Annotated in this window: 19 protein-coding genes; all 19 read right to left on the bottom strand. The window is 29.5% G+C overall.

The window, feature by feature from the left end; genetic code table 11:
* Window positions 1-106: 106 nt before the first annotated feature.
* Window positions 107-334, bottom strand: coding sequence for an endonuclease III (locus tag ACREWB_RS15080; RefSeq protein ID WP_431548265.1), 228 nt, complete (start codon window positions 332-334; stop codon window positions 107-109).
* Window positions 331-981, bottom strand: a complete 651-nt coding sequence (spoIIM, locus tag ACREWB_RS15085) for a stage II sporulation protein M (protein WP_431548266.1) — start codon at window positions 979-981, stop codon at window positions 331-333. Before spoIIM ends, ACREWB_RS15080 begins: the two co-directional genes overlap by 4 nt.
* A 151-nt stretch (window positions 982-1,132) precedes the next feature.
* Window positions 1,133-1,948, bottom strand: a complete 816-nt coding sequence (gene spo0A / locus ACREWB_RS15090) for a sporulation transcription factor Spo0A (protein WP_431548267.1) — start codon at window positions 1,946-1,948, stop codon at window positions 1,133-1,135.
* Window positions 1,949-2,149: 201 nt separating this feature from the next.
* Window positions 2,150-3,349 (bottom strand): SpoIVB peptidase, encoded by a 1,200-nt coding sequence (gene spoIVB, locus ACREWB_RS15095; RefSeq protein ID WP_431548268.1) that lies wholly within the window; start codon window positions 3,347-3,349, stop codon window positions 2,150-2,152.
* A gap of 279 nt (window positions 3,350-3,628) precedes the next feature.
* Entirely contained in the window at window positions 3,629-5,317 is a 1,689-nt protein-coding gene (gene recN, locus ACREWB_RS15100; protein WP_431548269.1) for a DNA repair protein RecN, read from the bottom strand.
* Window positions 5,318-5,328: 11 nt separating this feature from the next.
* Window positions 5,329-5,781, bottom strand: coding sequence for an arginine repressor (locus tag ACREWB_RS15105; protein WP_431548270.1), 453 nt, complete (start codon window positions 5,779-5,781; stop codon window positions 5,329-5,331).
* A gap of 1 nt (window position 5,782) precedes the next feature.
* Entirely contained in the window at window positions 5,783-6,631 is an 849-nt protein-coding gene (locus ACREWB_RS15110) for an NAD(+)/NADH kinase (protein WP_431548271.1), read from the bottom strand.
* A 59-nt stretch (window positions 6,632-6,690) separates the two neighbouring features.
* Complete coding sequence (locus ACREWB_RS15115) at window positions 6,691-7,503, bottom strand: TlyA family RNA methyltransferase (protein WP_431548272.1); 813 nt, start codon at window positions 7,501-7,503, stop codon at window positions 6,691-6,693.
* Between the two features lie 35 nt (window positions 7,504-7,538).
* Window positions 7,539-9,401: a 1-deoxy-D-xylulose-5-phosphate synthase gene (dxs, locus tag ACREWB_RS15120; RefSeq protein ID WP_431548273.1), complete on the bottom strand. Its 1,863-nt coding sequence runs from the start codon at window positions 9,399-9,401 to the stop codon at window positions 7,539-7,541.
* A 147-nt stretch (window positions 9,402-9,548) separates the two neighbouring features.
* Window positions 9,549-10,418: a polyprenyl synthetase family protein gene (locus ACREWB_RS15125; protein WP_431548274.1), complete on the bottom strand. Its 870-nt coding sequence runs from the start codon at window positions 10,416-10,418 to the stop codon at window positions 9,549-9,551.
* Window positions 10,419-10,435: 17 nt separating this feature from the next.
* A complete protein-coding gene (locus ACREWB_RS15130; RefSeq protein ID WP_431548275.1) occupies window positions 10,436-10,675 on the bottom strand; it encodes an exodeoxyribonuclease VII small subunit in 240 nt (79 codons plus the stop codon).
* Window positions 10,675-11,880, bottom strand: coding sequence for an exodeoxyribonuclease VII large subunit (gene xseA, locus ACREWB_RS15135; protein ID WP_431548276.1), 1,206 nt, complete (start codon window positions 11,878-11,880; stop codon window positions 10,675-10,677). The genes ACREWB_RS15130 and xseA overlap by 1 nt, the downstream gene beginning before the upstream one ends.
* Window positions 11,870-12,718 (bottom strand): bifunctional 5,10-methylenetetrahydrofolate dehydrogenase/5,10-methenyltetrahydrofolate cyclohydrolase, encoded by an 849-nt coding sequence (locus tag ACREWB_RS15140; protein WP_431548277.1) that lies wholly within the window; start codon window positions 12,716-12,718, stop codon window positions 11,870-11,872. Before ACREWB_RS15140 ends, xseA begins: the two co-directional genes overlap by 11 nt.
* Before the next feature lie 153 nt (window positions 12,719-12,871).
* Window positions 12,872-13,267, bottom strand: a complete 396-nt coding sequence (gene nusB / locus ACREWB_RS15145; protein WP_431548278.1) for a transcription antitermination factor NusB — start codon at window positions 13,265-13,267, stop codon at window positions 12,872-12,874.
* A gap of 109 nt (window positions 13,268-13,376) precedes the next feature.
* A complete protein-coding gene (locus ACREWB_RS15150; protein ID WP_431548279.1) occupies window positions 13,377-13,766 on the bottom strand; it encodes an Asp23/Gls24 family envelope stress response protein in 390 nt (129 codons plus the stop codon).
* A gap of 81 nt (window positions 13,767-13,847) precedes the next feature.
* Complete coding sequence (locus tag ACREWB_RS15155; protein WP_431548280.1) at window positions 13,848-14,351, bottom strand: SpoIIIAH-like family protein; 504 nt, start codon at window positions 14,349-14,351, stop codon at window positions 13,848-13,850.
* A gap of 40 nt (window positions 14,352-14,391) precedes the next feature.
* Window positions 14,392-15,042: a stage III sporulation protein AG gene (gene spoIIIAG, locus ACREWB_RS15160; RefSeq protein WP_431548281.1), complete on the bottom strand. Its 651-nt coding sequence runs from the start codon at window positions 15,040-15,042 to the stop codon at window positions 14,392-14,394.
* Window positions 15,043-15,096: 54 nt separating this feature from the next.
* Complete coding sequence (gene spoIIIAF / locus ACREWB_RS15165; RefSeq protein WP_431548282.1) at window positions 15,097-15,690, bottom strand: stage III sporulation protein AF; 594 nt, start codon at window positions 15,688-15,690, stop codon at window positions 15,097-15,099.
* 39 nt (window positions 15,691-15,729) lie between these two features.
* Entirely contained in the window at window positions 15,730-16,914 is a 1,185-nt protein-coding gene (spoIIIAE, locus tag ACREWB_RS15170) for a stage III sporulation protein AE (protein WP_431548283.1), read from the bottom strand.
* Window positions 16,915-16,918: the final 4 nt, after the last annotated feature.

The following is a 16,918-nucleotide window of genomic DNA, read 5'->3' on the forward strand; positions in this document are numbered from 1 at the left end:
ACCCAATTGCCATAATATTATAACTATATTTTTTAAAATTTAAAATAATAATATATAAAACTCCGCTTTCATAACTAATGAAAGCAGAGTTTTATTTTAAATCTATTTAGACTCTGAAAAACAAATAAAATTTAAGAATATAATTATAAAATACTTTATAATTTAAGTCTACTAACTTATATACGGCAACACTATTTTTATAAATTTCTGTATTATTTATTAAATTATGAAGCAAAAAGTCTACAGCTTTAGGCATTAAAATCCCCATTACTAGTAAAATTATAAAACACTTTATTGTTAAAATAATAAAATGCCATAACTCTTTATATTTCATAATATTATACTCCCTAGACTATTAATAAGCTTTCTAACAAAATATGGAGCAATATAGGACTCTATAATTATACCTATAAATAATAATATCAATATCAAAATGAATATAACACTATAATATATAATTTTACTAGATATACTACTTGTCCATTGTTTACTAAATTTATTTTTAAGTAGCATTATAGAAAATTCCATTGATACTACAGATGCAAAAATGATACAGGGTATATAGATCAAGTTTTGAGGCAATATCCCAAGAATTGCAACCCCAATACCATTTTTAGAAATCCCGCTAATCATAAAACTAAATGTAAATCCAACGGTAAATCCTTTCAATACATCGATTATTAATATTACTGGTAATCCTACAATAGTTAATCCTAAAAACCAAAGAAAAATAATCACAGGCAGATTATTTTTAATTGATTGTGTAAATATTAATTTATAACTAATCCCGCCTGTATTAGAAGAATCAGTAAAATTTACCAAATAATTTAATAAATCACTTCGTTCGTAATCTCCCATGTATTTCACACTATAAATCCCTAAGATTATACCTGTAAACACACAAAGAATACTTATCATATACAACCAGAAATTTCGTTGTATATGTTTATGTATATTGCAAAATAAAGTATTAGATGACATAATTTTTCCCCCTTTGTTAATCATGTTACTTTTATTAATAACTTTAATCATATTTATGATAGCAAAGAAGTTTATATGCATAGTTATCTTAACATTAGTTTATAAAATAAAATAACCTATACGCATAGGCGCATAGGTTATTTTATTTGGATTAACTAACTCTATTTTGTAATCTTAACTTATCGGCAACCATAGCGATAAACTCACTATTAGTTGGTTTACCTTTAGCATTGTGTATAGTATAACCAAATATTTTATTTATAGTTTCAACTTGACCTCGTCCCCATGCTACTTCTATTGCATGCCTTATTGCTCTTTCTACTCTACTAGCAGTTGTATTGAATTTTTTAGCAATAGATGGATATAATTCCTTTGTTACTGCAGATAATAATTCAATATCATTTACTACCATAGTGATTGCTTCCCTTAGATACATATATCCCTTAATATGAGCTGGAACACCGATTTCATGAATAATACTTGTAATCTCAGCTTCTAAGTCCATTGGTCCACTACGATTACTTTTTCTAGGTTCATTTTCATCTTCATAAGAAATTGTTTTTTTACTATTATCACTAGATATAGTATTATTAAACATTTGTCTGATTCGTTTTGTGAAAACATCCATGTCAAAAGGTTTAACTACATAATAATCTGCTCCCAAAGTAATAGCTCTTTGAGTTATTTTATCTTGACCTACAGCAGATAATACTATTATTTTAGGTATTGGGTCAAGATCCATACTACCCAATCTTTCCAGCACCCCAAGCCCATCTAAATGTGGCATTATTATGTCTAATACTACCAAATCAGGTTTCCTCTCCTTTATTAACTTAAGAGCTTCAATTCCATCTTTTGCGATACCCGTAACCATAATATCCCTTTGGCTTAGCAAATAATCATTTAATATATTACAGAATTCTTTATTATCATCTGCAATAAGTACACTAATTCTAGATTCTTCCATATTATAAATCCCCCTTACAAAATAATTACCAATTACTAACAAATTATTAATTCGACAAAAGAAATTCAATTCCTTCTTTTTTTAAAAAAAATTACAAATAAGTGATTATTTAGTATTAATTGTAAAATAAAAGATAGCAACTGCTATCTTTTAACTGTTAACCCTTATTCCATTTTACCCCCTTTTTTTTAATAATGCTAGTTATTTAGATAAAATATCTGCATCTTTTAACATCCACTCTATATATATTCCATAACCTATATCAGGTTTGTTAATTAATACATGTGTAACAGCACCAATTATTTTATTATTTTGTATTATTGGACTGCCGCTCATACCTTGAACTATCCCGCCTGTTTTATTTAAAAGTCTTGAATCTGTAATTTTAATAATCATACTTTTAGATCCAGATGTATCTTGAATTAATAATTTTTGAATTTCTATATCAAATAATTCTGGTCCATTTCCGTTGATAGTTGTTATAATTTGAGCTTTTCCTTCTTTAATTTCATTTCTTAATCCTATTTTCATAGGTTTATTAAATTTATCATTTATAAGACTTTTATTTCCAATACCGAATATACCACATTCTGTATTTTTAATTATTTGACCTTTAATCTTATCCTCATCTACGAAAAGACCTCTTAATTCTCCTGGATTCCCTTTTGTTCCTTTTTTAATTGAAACAATATTGGATGATATAATTACACCATTATTAACATTAAGTATAGTACCAGTATCTGCATCTGTTATTGGATGTCCTAAAGCTGCAAACTTTTTATTCTTATCACAATAAAAAGTTAATGTTCCCACTCCAGCAGTTGAATCTCTAACCCAAAGTCCAATTTTTTGCTTTCCATCATTAGAATCTACAACTGGTTTAACCTTCACTTCAAAATAATCCTTATTATTTTTTCTTTGTATTTTAAGAGTGAGTTCTGAATTCTTTTCTTTATTTACAAATCTAGTAACTTCTTCAGCACTATTTATTTCAATATCATTTATTTTTATTATGCTATCTCCTATTTGTATACCTGCACTTGCAGCAGGACTTTGTATTTTACCTTTAACACCTTCAATATCAGATAGTGCTACTACTAAAACGCCCTTTGTATTGAGTTTAACACCTATGGGTGACCCTCCTGGATAAATCATAATTTCTTTACTATCTTTTATAGGGATTGAATTAACTTCTGTAAATCCTTGTGTATTTAGTTCCACATCACTATCTTTTTGGTATAAATCTGTTCTAATACAATTATTGTTATTAACTTGTTTTATTTTTACAATTTGGTTTGAATGTATAGCAAAAGCTTTATTAGGACTTTTAAATAAAGTACCAAAAGAGATAATTAGTAGTGGTGCAATAATCCAGCATATTTTATTTATTCTTTTCTTCATAAGCTTTAGCTCCTTTCCCGGTATAATTATGCTTTTAAGTTACCCTCAATCTACCTACATTATGCTATATTATTAATGCAATAATAGTCAAAGAAATAGATTATAAACTAATTTATGATAAATTAAAAAAATTCTTCTTTATTAGAATTATTTTCACCTTTTAAATAAATCCAACAATTTTAAATTTAAATAAAAAAAATAAAGCCATATATATATACAACTTTATTTTTACCTATAAAACATATTTTTATTACTATTTATTTTAAATAATAACAACATCTATTTTTTCTTTTGTTTCATCGCCATATTTATCATTTCTTTAGAGTTTTCAAGAGTTAACTTAGTAACCTCAGTTCCACCTATCATTCTAGCTATTTCTTGTTGTTTTTCACCATCACTCATCTTTATAATATTAGTAAATGTTTTATCATTTATAACATTTTTGGATATTAAATAATTTGTATCTGCCATACTAGCTATTTGTGGCAAATGTGTAACACAAAAAATTTGATGATTTAATGATATTAAATACATTTTTTCTGCCACACACTGTGCAATTCTACCACTAATACCTGTATCAATTTCATCAAATATAACAGTGGGTATCTCATCCTTATCAACGAATACCGTCTTCAAAGCAAGCATAATTCTGGATAATTCTCCTCCTGAAACAATGTCTTCTAGTGGATTTAATGGTTCACCTGGATTAGTTGATATACAAAATTGAACCTTGTCACAACCATTCTCATAAAATTCATCTTCTAATTTTACTTCTATATAGAATTTACTTTTTTCAAGACCGATATAGTTTAATTCATCTTTTATTTTGTCCCCAAGTTCTTTTGCTATACTACCTCTAATCTTATGGATTTTATCACCAATAATTTTCATTTCACACTCTAATTCAATTTTTTCTTTTTTAAGACGCAGAATTATTTCAGTACTATTAATTAACTCTTCACACTCTAATTCTATTTTTTCTTTATATTTAAATATTTCTTGTATAGTAGTTCCATACTTTTTTTTACAAGTATTAATAAGCTGTATTCTACTATTAGTATATTCTAATTCACTTTCATCATAATAAATTGTTTCTTTTAAGTCTCGGAGATCTGTAATGTTTTCCTCAATATTATAGTAACTTTCTTCTATTGAATCTGTAATTTTTTTTATTTTTTCCATATGATTCTCTATAGTTCTTAGTTCCTTTATAGCAATAGCTAAACTGTCAAAAACCGAAACATTTTCTTCATCACTAGTGTATAAAACACTATAGCTTTTTGATAAATGTTTTTCCAGTTTTTCTGAATTAGTAATTATTGCACACTTTTCTAGAAGTTCCTTGTCTTCATCAATTTTAAGATTGGCATTTTTAATTTCTTTTAATTGATAATCCAAAAAATCAATTCTTTTTTCACGTTCTCCTTCATTTCCCTCTAGCGTATTAATTTTATTCTTTATTGTAGTCATTCTAATGTATTTTTCATTATATAATATTATAATATTATTGATTTTATCAAAACCAAAAGAATCCAGATAAGATATATGATTAGCTTTATCTAATAAATTATAGTTATCCCGTTGACCATGGATATCTAGTAAAGTCTTGCTAATATATTTAACCTTTGATAGTAACAATGATTTCCCATTAATTTTAGCAATACTTTTTCCAGATTGAAAGGTTTCACGACTTATAAATATGGTGTCTTCATAATCAATTTCCATTTCATCAAAAACATTTTGATTGTTTTTAGTATCCAATGAGAATATAGCCTCAACGTAAGTTTTGTTTTCCCCTGTTCTAATTAAGTTTTTGTTGAATTTCCCGCCTAATACATAATTTATAGCATCAATTAAAATTGATTTACCAGCCCCTGTTTCACCAGAAAGCACATTAAATCCACGTTCAAAATTAATACTTAACTTTTCAATCAGAGCAAAATTCATAATATTTAATTGTAGGAGCATTCTTATACCTCCTAATCAGTAATCATTTTTTTGATTTTTTGAAGCAATTCATCTTTATCTTGTTCTGTTCTAACTAAAATAAAAATAGTGTTATCACCCGCTATAGTTCCTACAATACCATTAAATTTTAGTGTATCTAAGGCTTCAGCAGCAGCTGACGCAGCTCCTGATATAGTTTTTAGAACTACAAATTTATCTACGTAATCAACACAAATAACTGTTTGAGAAAAAATATTAACTAATTTATTTGATAGAAAAGTATCAGTTGGAGAAATAGTCGCATACTTATGAGTTCCATGTGAATTCATTACCTTAATTAATTTAAGCTCCTTTATGTCTCTAGATACGGTTGCTTGAGTAATATCAAATCCACTTGACTTTAAATTTTCTGCTAACTGTTCTTGAGTCTCAATATCTTTAGCTTGAATTATTTCAATTATTTTAGCTTGCCGTGCAATTTTCATTTTATTCTCCTTCGCAATCTATGGCTCTAGAAATTATTTTTTTCCTTAATATATGATAGTAATCATAATCATTAAATTTAACTAGTCTACATTTTTTTTCTGAAACACTTACTACTATTTGCTCATAGGCATTTAATTTTATTGCACGTTGTCCGTCTAATGTCAAAAATATGCTTTCATGTTCACTTTTTATACTTACAGATATTTTACTTTTACCATCAAGTACTAAAGTCCTCATGGATAATGATAATGGACAAATAGGTGTTAACGCTATAACATCTAGATTAGGATAAATAATAGGTCCACCTGCTGATAAGGAATACGCTGTAGAACCCGTGGGAGTAGATATTATAAGTCCGTCTCCTGTAAAATCTGTATAAAATTTATTATCTATATGTATTTCATACTTAACAACTCTCGCTAGTGTTCCCTTTGATACAACTATATCATTTAGTGCAATATATTCTTTAGGGTCTCCTCTGTGGGGAAACGTGCAATTAAGCATCATTCTGTCTTCTACATAATAATCATCTTCAAAATATTTTTTCATGGCACTTTCAAATTCTACTAACTCCACACTAGAAAGAAATCCTAAATTCCCTATATTTACTCCTAAAATCGGAATATTAAAATTATTTAGATTACGTGATGTCCCTATAATAGTTCCATCTCCACCTAAAGCAATAATAATATCTAAATCTTTATATTTAATATTTTCAAAGCCAATGGAATCTTTAAATATAAAAATATTAGTTTCATCAATATATTTTCGTATGATGTCGTTTACATATTTAATTGTTTTTCCATCTTTATCTTTAGTGGTATTTATATTAATGCCAATTTTTTTCATATTTCCTCCTTGCCGTTCTCTATGTCAGATATCACTATTAATTAGTATCTTCCTTACACCTAATTTAAATTACTGTGAGCTTCACTAACTAATAACTTTATATCTTCTTCAGTATAATTATGATTTTTATGTTTTAATTTTGCAAAATAAATTAAGTATTCAATGTTGCCATTTGGTCCTTTTACAGATGAGTAATCCATATTAATAACACCTACACCAAGAGTTTTCAAATAATTTAGCACTCTAATTATTACCTCCACATGTTCACTTTGCTTTTTAACCACACCTTTTTTATTAACAACCCCTACCCCTGCTTCAAATTGAGGTTTTAATAGTGCTACAACACTTCCCTCCACTTTTAATAAGTTTAGTAAATTAGGGATCACTTTTTCAAGGGATATAAAAGACACATCTATACTGGCAAAGTCAGAAAGCTCACCTATACCATCTACATCTAAATATCTTATGTTGGTATTTTCCAGTGAAACTACTCGCGTGTCCCCTCTCAGTTTACCAGCTAACTGATTTGTTCCAACATCTATAGAATATACCTTGCACGCTCCATAGGACAACATGCAGTCGGTAAATCCACCAGTAGATGCACCTATATCAAGGCAAATTTTATCTTTAAGGTCTATTTGAAAGCTCTCTATAGCCTTTTCAAGCTTTAATCCGCCTCTACTTACATAAGGAAAATCTTCTCCTTTGAACTGAATATCACATAATAAGTCCACTTTTTTACCATATTTAGTAGTCATAATACCATCCACAAATATGTTTCCAGAAATTATGTTTTCCTTTGCTCTTGCTCTTGAACATAGAATTCTTTTCTTAACTACAAGTACATCTAATCTTTCTTTATTTTCTAACATAAAAAACTCCTTAAAAATCCCACTAAGCGGCTTTTTTATACTAACTTTAACACACTTTCAAAAATACCATCCACATCTAGCTTATGCAATTTATAAAGTGTATCTACTGCCCCATGAGTAATAAATTCATCTTGAAATCCTAAATTAATAACTTTTGTTTTCCCCTCCAATGTACTTATATATTCTAGTACTAAAGAACCCAGGCCTCCATGTATAAGATTATCTTCTATAGTTACAATGGAGTATTTTTTGTCCACAAGCTCTGTAATTATTTTTTTGTCAATAGGCTTAATAAAACAAGCATTAATTACCGTAGCTTCTACTCCCAGTTTATTTAATTTTTCTCTTACTAAAATTGCATTTTGAACCATTTTACCTGTAGCTATAAATGCTATTTTACCGCCATCAAATAATTTCTCCCATTTTCCTCTCTCAAAGTTTTCAATAGAGGACATCGCAACATTTGAATTATCTCCGCCCCTTGGATATCTTATAGCAATGGGATAATCTTGACTTACTGCAAAAGTTAACATAGACTTTAATTCACTTATACATTTAGGTGCCATAATTGTCATATTAGGAATATGAGATAAATATGATAAATCAAATACGCCTTGATGAGTTTCTCCATCTTGGCCAACTATTCCTGCTCTATCTATAGCAAAAATAACAGGTAATTTTTGAAGACAAACATCATGTACAATTTGGTCATAAGCCCTCTGAAGAAAAGTAGAATATACTGCAAAAATAGGCTTTATACCTTGCGTTGCCATTCCTGCAGCCATTGTAACCCCATGTTGCTCTGCAATTCCTACATCAAAAAATCTATTACTAAATTGCTTTGAAAAAGCCTCAAGCCCTGTACCTTCTGGCATTGCAGCCGTTATTGCTACTATATTTTTATTATCTGTGGCAAGCTTTACAATTTGTTCACCAAATGCCTTAGAGTAACTTTCCTTTGAACTACCTAGAAGCTCCCCAGTTAACGGATCAAAGGGGCCAACTCCATGAAACTTGTGTGGCTCTTTTTCAGCAAACTCATAACCTTTACCCTTTTTAGTAATAACATGAATTATAACCGGTCCATCTGTTCGTCTAGCTAACTTTAAAACCTTACTCACTTCTTTAATATTGTGTCCGTCAATAGGTCCTAAATACTTTATACCCATATGCTCAAAGAGCATACCTGGGACCAGTGCCTGCTTAATTCCATCTTTTAGTTTTTGAATTGAATTAACCATGCCTTTACCAAGTGACGGAATCTTTATTAAAGTTTGATTTATTTCTTTTTTTATCCTATTATAAGTTGGATCAATTCGTATTGAGTTTAAATATTTGGACAATCCTCCAACATTTCTAGATATAGACATTTGATTGTCATTAAGCACGATAATCATTTTAGTTTTCTTAAATCCTATATCATTTAGCGCCTCAAAAGCCATGCCACCAGTAAGAGCGCCATCACCTATTACCGAAACAACATCATAGTCTTCTCCCTTTAAGTCTCTAGCTCTTGCCATACCTACCCCTGCTGAAATAGATGTACTACTATGACCTGCTCCAAATACATCATATTTACTTTCATCTCTTTTAGGGAACCCGCTGAGTCCACCATAATTTTTAAGTGTATCAAATTTATCCTTTCTTCCTGTAAGAATTTTATGTACATAGGATTGATGCCCTACATCCCATATTATTTTGTCCCTGTCAAGATCAAAAACATTGTACAAACTTAGCGTTAACTCTACAACACCTAGGTTAGAAGCTAAATGTCCTCCAGTTTTAGATACTTTTTCAATTAAAAAATCTCTAATCTCACCTGCAAATATATTCAATTGTTCTATGGACATATCTTTCACCGCATTTATATCATTAAAATCATCTATAATTTTACTCATATGTATATCTATCCTCTTTTATTATTAATTTTATATTATCCATAATTATGGACATATTATATCATATAATAATATTTATTTCAAAATCTATTCGCTATTAACCAGCAATTTATATACATCATATTAAGAGTACCTTTTTTGCAAACACTAATAATCTCTTTTCAATAAAAAATCAGTTAACTCTTCTAAATATACTGTATTCACTTCAAGTTTTTTCAGAATTTCAAAGCATTCCTGGGTTAAATCATTACATTTTATTTTGCATTTTTCTAAACCATACATAGTTATAAACGTTGTTTTATCATTACATTCATCGACTTTTACATTTTTCCCTAAAATACTAACATCTCCAATTACATCTAATATGTCATCCTTTATTTGAAATGCTAAACCTAATTTGTCACCATATTCTTTTAAATGCAATAAATCACCCTCACTAGCATTTCCTAAAACAGCACCACATAATATCCCTGCTTTAATTAATTGACCTGTTTTATTTCTATGCATGTATAAGAGCTCTTCCTCTGATATTGCTATGCCTTCACTCAAAATGTCACATATTTGTCCTGCTATCATACCCTGCGCACCAGAAGCTTTTGCTATAAGGCTACTGGCCACAATTTTATTTGCACTTCCATCTAAACACTGATTCAGCATTATTATCATAGCCTCGTTTAAAAGTCCATCTCCTGCAAGGATAGCTATTGCCTCTCCATAAATCTTGTGATTTGTAGGTTTTCCACGGCGCAAATCATCGTTATCCATAGAAGGCAGATCATCATGAATAAGAGAGTATGTATGAATCATTTCAAGCGCACCTGCAAAAGGTAAAATCACACTATAATCCTCTTTGTACATACCATAAGTAAGAAGCATTAAAATAGGTCTAACTCTTTTTCCACCAACTTTTATACTATAAGCCATTGCCTCAAAATTTCTACTGTCAGTTTCTGGTATACCCTCAAAGTAATCACTTATCCATTTCTCTATTTCATTTTTAAGCGACATCATATTCATATTATCCCTTCTTTTCACTATATGTTTTTATTAACTACATCCACTGGAGTCGTAAAATCACTTTCCCCTTGTGCTGTTAGTATTTTTATCTTACCCTCTGTATCATTTAAAATTTTATATAAACTGTTGCAGATTTTTATACCTTCTTCATAACTTGCCATAGTCTCTTCTAATGTAATTTCATTTACCTCCATAAGGTTAACGATTACTTCAAGCCTTTCCATCATATTTTCATAAGATTCTTTTTTCTTTGCCATTAAAACCCCTCCAACTTACTAATATTAAATGAAGCACTACCATCTTTTAAGGTAATCCTTACCTCTTTCCCATTATTAAGTGCACCTATTTCACTGATAACCGCATTTTCATTATTTTTAAGTATTGCATACCCCTTATTAAGTATATTCAGAGGGTTATGTGCATTCAAAAGAGCATTAAATTTAGAAAGTTTCTGCTTTTCCATTGAGACTTTGGTATTAAGTTTATAACACAATGTTTCTTTTAGATTATCTATTTGAATATATTGATTAACTATATAATTTAGTGGATTATTTATTTTTAGTGTTTTATCCATCAATTTAACTTTATTATATTCTTTTGCAACCACAAGTTCCACACGTCTTAATAGAAGTTCTCTAAACCCTTTAATTTCATTGTTTAACTCACTTAAATTCTTCACAGCAATTTCTGCCGCTGCTGACGGAGTTGGTGCTCTATAGTCACTTACAAAATCTGCTATAGTAAAATCCGTTTCATGACCAACTCCAGTAATTATAGGTATTTTAGAATTATAGATTGCATTTGCTAAAATTTCTTCATTAAATGCCCATAATTCTTCTATGGAGCCTCCCCCTCTTGCAATAATAATTAATTCAACATTTTTCGATTCATTAAAATACTTTATTCCGCTTATAATATCTGCACTAGCATTTACTCCTTGAACTAATGCTGGGTATATAAGCATATTAATTTTTTCATTACGCCTCGTGGCCACGTTAATAATATCTTTAACTGCAGCCCCTGTTTGTGATGTAATTACACCAATTTGCTTTGGGAATGAAGGTATACTTTTTTTATGTGCATTATCAAATAACCCCTGATTTTCTAGCTTTTCCTTTAGGTTTTGAAAAGCTAAATATAACTGCCCCTCTCCATCTACTTCCATTGAGTCACAATAAACCTGATATGCCCCTCCACGCTCATAAACAGATACTCTACCTCTAATGATAACATTCATACCATCTCTTGGCGTAATTTTAAGCTTAGATGCCTGAGATTTAAACATTACACAATTTATTTTTCCAAATTCATCTTTTAAGGAAAAATATATATGCCCGCTAGAATGCAATTTTACATTAGATAGTTCTCCTTTAACATTTGTATTATTTAATATAAAGTCGCTATCTATTACTTTTTTAATATATCCATTAAGAGCAGTTACTGTTAATACTTTAATAAACATTATCCCTCCATGATTCGCACACATTTTTAATAAGCATTGTTGTAGTCATGAGGCCCGTTCCACCAGGTACAGGGGTAACATAACTTGCACGCTCTATAACCTCATCAAAACATACATCTCCAGTGATTTTACCATTTACCATGGAAGTTCCAACATCTATAACAACAGCTCCTTCTTTAATAAAGTCACCTGTAACAAAACCTGGTCTACCTATTGCAGCAACTAAAATATCTGCATTTTTACAAGTTTCCTTTAAATTTAGTGTTTTAGAGTGGCATATAGTTACTGTTGCATCTTCGTTAAGAAGTAGTTGTGCTGCTGGTTTTCCTACAATATTACTTCTACCTATAACAACAGCATGTTTGCCTTTAATAATACACCCAGTACTTTTAATCATTTCAATCACACCTAAAGCAGTACAGGGAATAAAACAATTCTCCCCTTTATAAAATCTACCCATATTCTTATCAGTTAATCCATCAATATCCTTTTTATATGAAATTTTTGAAGTTATTTCTTTTTCATTAAACTTTTTTGGTAGTGGCAATTGAAGTATTATACCATCCACACTATTAGAAGTATTCAATTTTTCTATAATATCTACAATACTTTTTTCAGAAATATCTGCATCTAGTTTAATGCAACTATAAGAAATACCAAGTTTATCACAGAGATTGTTTTGACTCTTTACATATGACAATGACCCACCATCGTCCCCTACTAAAATGGTTTTAATTGAAGGCACCCTGCGCCCGTTTTTAGTACCCTCATTTATAATGGACTTAATTTCATCTCTGTATTTTTCAACAATTATCTTTCCATTAACTTTAATGCCCATATTATCGCTCCTTTTATATATTTAAAAATATTAGTTACTATAAAAATTCTAACATAATCCTAAAATACCTCTTTTATATAAATAAAATAGCTAGTCATGGCTGACTAGTTATTTTTTTGATTAATTATATTATGTTTTTCTTAATTCAGTGGCTTAGATCATCTTTGCTAATATACCATTTATAAAAGCTGGAGAACTATCTTCACCATATTTCTTAGCAAGTTCTATACCCTCGTTAACTGATACCTTACCAGGTATTTCTTCCTCAAATAATATTTCATATGTACTAATTCTTAAAATAGCTAAATTCATTTTTGATAATCTATTAAGTTTCCACTTAATTAAGTGTTTTTCAATGTTTTTATCAATCTCAGTTATATTTTCATTGACTCCTGCTAACGCCTTAGTGATGTATGACATATCAACATCTTCTAAATCCACATCTGTGTGCTCTTTAAAATTTTCAATTATATCCTCATACTTCTCTTTGTTTATTGACATTTCAAAAAGCAATTTCATTGCTATCTCTCTTGACTTTCTTCTATTCATTTGCTCCTCCTAAATTTTCTATCTTCTATTATATCTTAAATACAATTATAATGGAATAAATATATACTTTAACGTATAAACACCCTCTGATAACAGAGGGTGTTTATAACTATGCTTCTATTTCCTCTAGCTTTTCTGTTTTAGGTAATACAACATTTTGTACATAAACATTTACAGCTGACACTGCAAGGCCTGTCATGAGCTCTACAGATCTTTTTACATTAACTTGTGCTTTTTCAGTTACTTCTGGTATTTTAACACCATATTCAACTACAATGTGTAAATCAATTACAGCACTGTTTTCTTCTACATTTACCTTAACGCCTTTAGATAAACTTTTTTTACCACTTAATATTTGAGTTATGCCACCAACAAGACTAGCACTCATTCCAACTATTCCCTGTATTTCAGCAACAGCGAGTCCTGCAATAACACTAACAACATCCTCAGATATTTTAACAATACCTATCTCTGTTTCATTTATTATTTTATCTTCCATATTAGTACCCCCTTATTTAGCTTAGGTAAAACATGATAACACTTCTTTTATTATAGCAGATAAATATTTGATTTACAAATACTATTCTTGAATCTTAATATCAATTTTTTCTAATTTAACCTTGCTCATAACAGCATCTTGAATCTTTTTAAGTTCTTCTTTTGATAGTTCTTTTTTGTCAGTTTTAACTAGTATTTCCACTAAATCATCATTTATATTGCACAATGATTGCTCATACCCTTGAGCTTTAAGTGCAAGTTCTATGTCTGCTTCATCCTGTGAAGCTGTGGCTAAGCTTAAATACTGTTGTGATGCCTCTTTCTTTTGTGCTGCTGGAGTATTTGCATTATCTATTAAGTCTTGAATTGTTTGAAGAGTTCTGTTAGATACTTCAACCTTTAACAATTTGGCTTCCTCAAAGAAAGTTGAAGAAGTTTTTGTTTCTGTTAAGGATATCGCGGTCTTCTCATTGTTAAAATCCTTATCATTTACATATAACGGTCCATTCACCTTTGTTGCAAGATACCCTGCACACACTATAAGTACTACCAACGTTAAGATTATACCTGATTGTTTTTTGTTCATAATATTTTTCCCCCCATCTACCTTTCTAAGAAATTATATGCTAATTATTCATAGGATATACATTAACTTTACTTTCAGGCAAATTAAATAAGTTAATTACCGCCTGCCTAATCCTAAGTTCCGTAACTTTTTCATTTGAACCTTCCGCAACGATGCAGACACCCGTAATAGTTGGCTTGAATGTTTTTACAATTAGCGGCTGGTTTTCGTTGCCATTATTAGACATAACTACTGTTCTTCCACTATTTTCTTGAGTAATGTTTCGTTTTCCTCCTCCAGTATCATTTTCAACTGTGTCACTTTTAGAATCATTGATATTTATGGCAGGAACACTTTCTTCTCCACTCTCAAAATAGATCATCAGTTGTACCTTTCCAACCCCCTGAATACCTTCAAGTGTTGATTTAAGCTTCATTTCTAATTGTGTTTCATAATCTGTTAACTTAATCGGGTTATTTTCACTAGAAATTTTATCCACTTGTGTTTCATCAATTGCTGTTGTAGTTGAACTTTCCGATTTAAAAAAGCTACTGGCTAAAACTATTACAACTGCCACTAAAATTAATAGAACTAGGTTTGCTAACATCTTATCTGATTTTTTGCTACTACTATTTTTGTTGTTGTAATTTCCACTATTCAATTTTGTTTTAATAAACTCAGTAAATTTACTAAGCAAATTATCATTATTCATAGAAATCCCCCTCTTTCATCATTTTTGGTATATATAAATTTCTAAGCATAGGTTTTATGAATCTAATTTATAAACAGTAATAACATCTTTTGATATTTGAAATTTGCTACTCAATCGACTCTTTATTTTGTCACCTTCCTTTCTTTCCAAAATACTTTTCTTAGATGCATTAACACTTGTTGTATCTATTTTTATTTCACTAATATTTTTGACACCGCCTTCTACAATCCCAATTTCCATCTTCTTAATATTGAATTGTGAAGTAGTATCATCATAGACAATTTCTATATCAGCATTATACTTGTTTTCTGGAAAAGCCTCTTCCAAATCTATAATACATTGCCTTTCCAAATTATTTTTAAAATTATCGGATGTCTTTATTATGTTAATATCACTGTATTTTTTAATATCTATAGCAGGAGTACTACTCTCCATGTAACTTATAGCTTTATTAGAATATGAGTATAAATCAAAGTTTTTATCAAGAATTTTCATTAGTGGATTTATTATTACCACAATTAATATGAGTCCTAATACAAATTTAGCATACTTTTTCATATTATTGTCTGGCAAGATCATCTCCACTGCAGTAATAAAAAATACAGCAATAGTTATATTTGTTACCCATATTTTTAATAACTCTATCAAATTATCACCACCTCCTTTATAAATAAGTCTCGTTAAATTTTAACCCATTATACTTTTTCCTGTTGAGGCTACTATAGCAATCATTATAAAAAACATTATACTTACTGAAATAACACAAGACATTAATAGCAGAATAGAATCTCCTACTGAATTTATACATTCTACTGTGCGTTTGTCACTTATTGGTTCGATTAGAGCAGCTGCAATTTTATATAAAAAAGCCATAATTAATAATTTAATAATAGGGAATAAAACTATAATAATAATAATAACTAGTCCCATTCCACTTATGGCGTTCTTTAGAAGAAGTGAGTATCCAGCTACTGTAGAAATTGCATCAGACAGAGCTTTTCCAACCACAGGTATAAAATTATCTACTGCGAATTTCGCTGTTTTTATAGTAACCTGATCTATGGTTGAGGCTGCTATACTTCTTAAAGTAATTATTCCGATAAAAAGTGTAAGCACCATTAACTGTATCCAAATAGCCGCTTGTTTTAAAAGTTTTGTCAAATTATTTATTTTATAGTCACCAGATATATTGTTTACAAATTGTAGTACAAAGCTCATAAATATTATAGGAATAATAACATCCACATAAATTCTAGAACTTATAGTTGTAAATCCAATTATTACTGGATCAAGTAAAGTTGCCTCTGCAAATCCGCCCACACTAGCAAGCAGCATCATGAGTACTGGCATAAGAGCTGCCATAAAATCTGTCATATTAAAAATTGTAACTCTAGCTAGCTCTACTACTACATAAAAGCTTTTAGTTATCAGCACTATCATTACACCGTAACATGCAAAATAAGCAATATTCGATAAACTTTCATTATCGAAGGCACTTTGTAGATTATGAAGAAGTGAGCATACAATAGCAATAATTATAAGGCTTCCAATTAATTGCATTGATGCAATTACTTCTTTAAATGAAAATTTTATAACATAATTAGCTATATTTTTAAAACTAAGACCATTTTCGCCTGTTCTCAAAAATCCTTTTACAAAAGTTCCAGGATCCATATCATTTAGTATTTCATTTTCCGTTTTTATCTTAGTAATATAATCATATAAATTATTTATTTCATTCTGTTCTACCTGTCCTATTTCTCCAATTTCACCTAACTTACTTTTTTCACCCATATCACCTATTTCAGTAGCTTGTACAGTAATAGGCATACATAATAATAATAATAATATAATCACTAATATTTTTTTCATATTA

It is taken from the genome of Clostridium sp. (genome assembly GCF_050717635.1).
Taxonomy (GTDB): Bacteria; Bacillota; Clostridia; order Clostridiales; family Clostridiaceae; genus Clostridium_AD.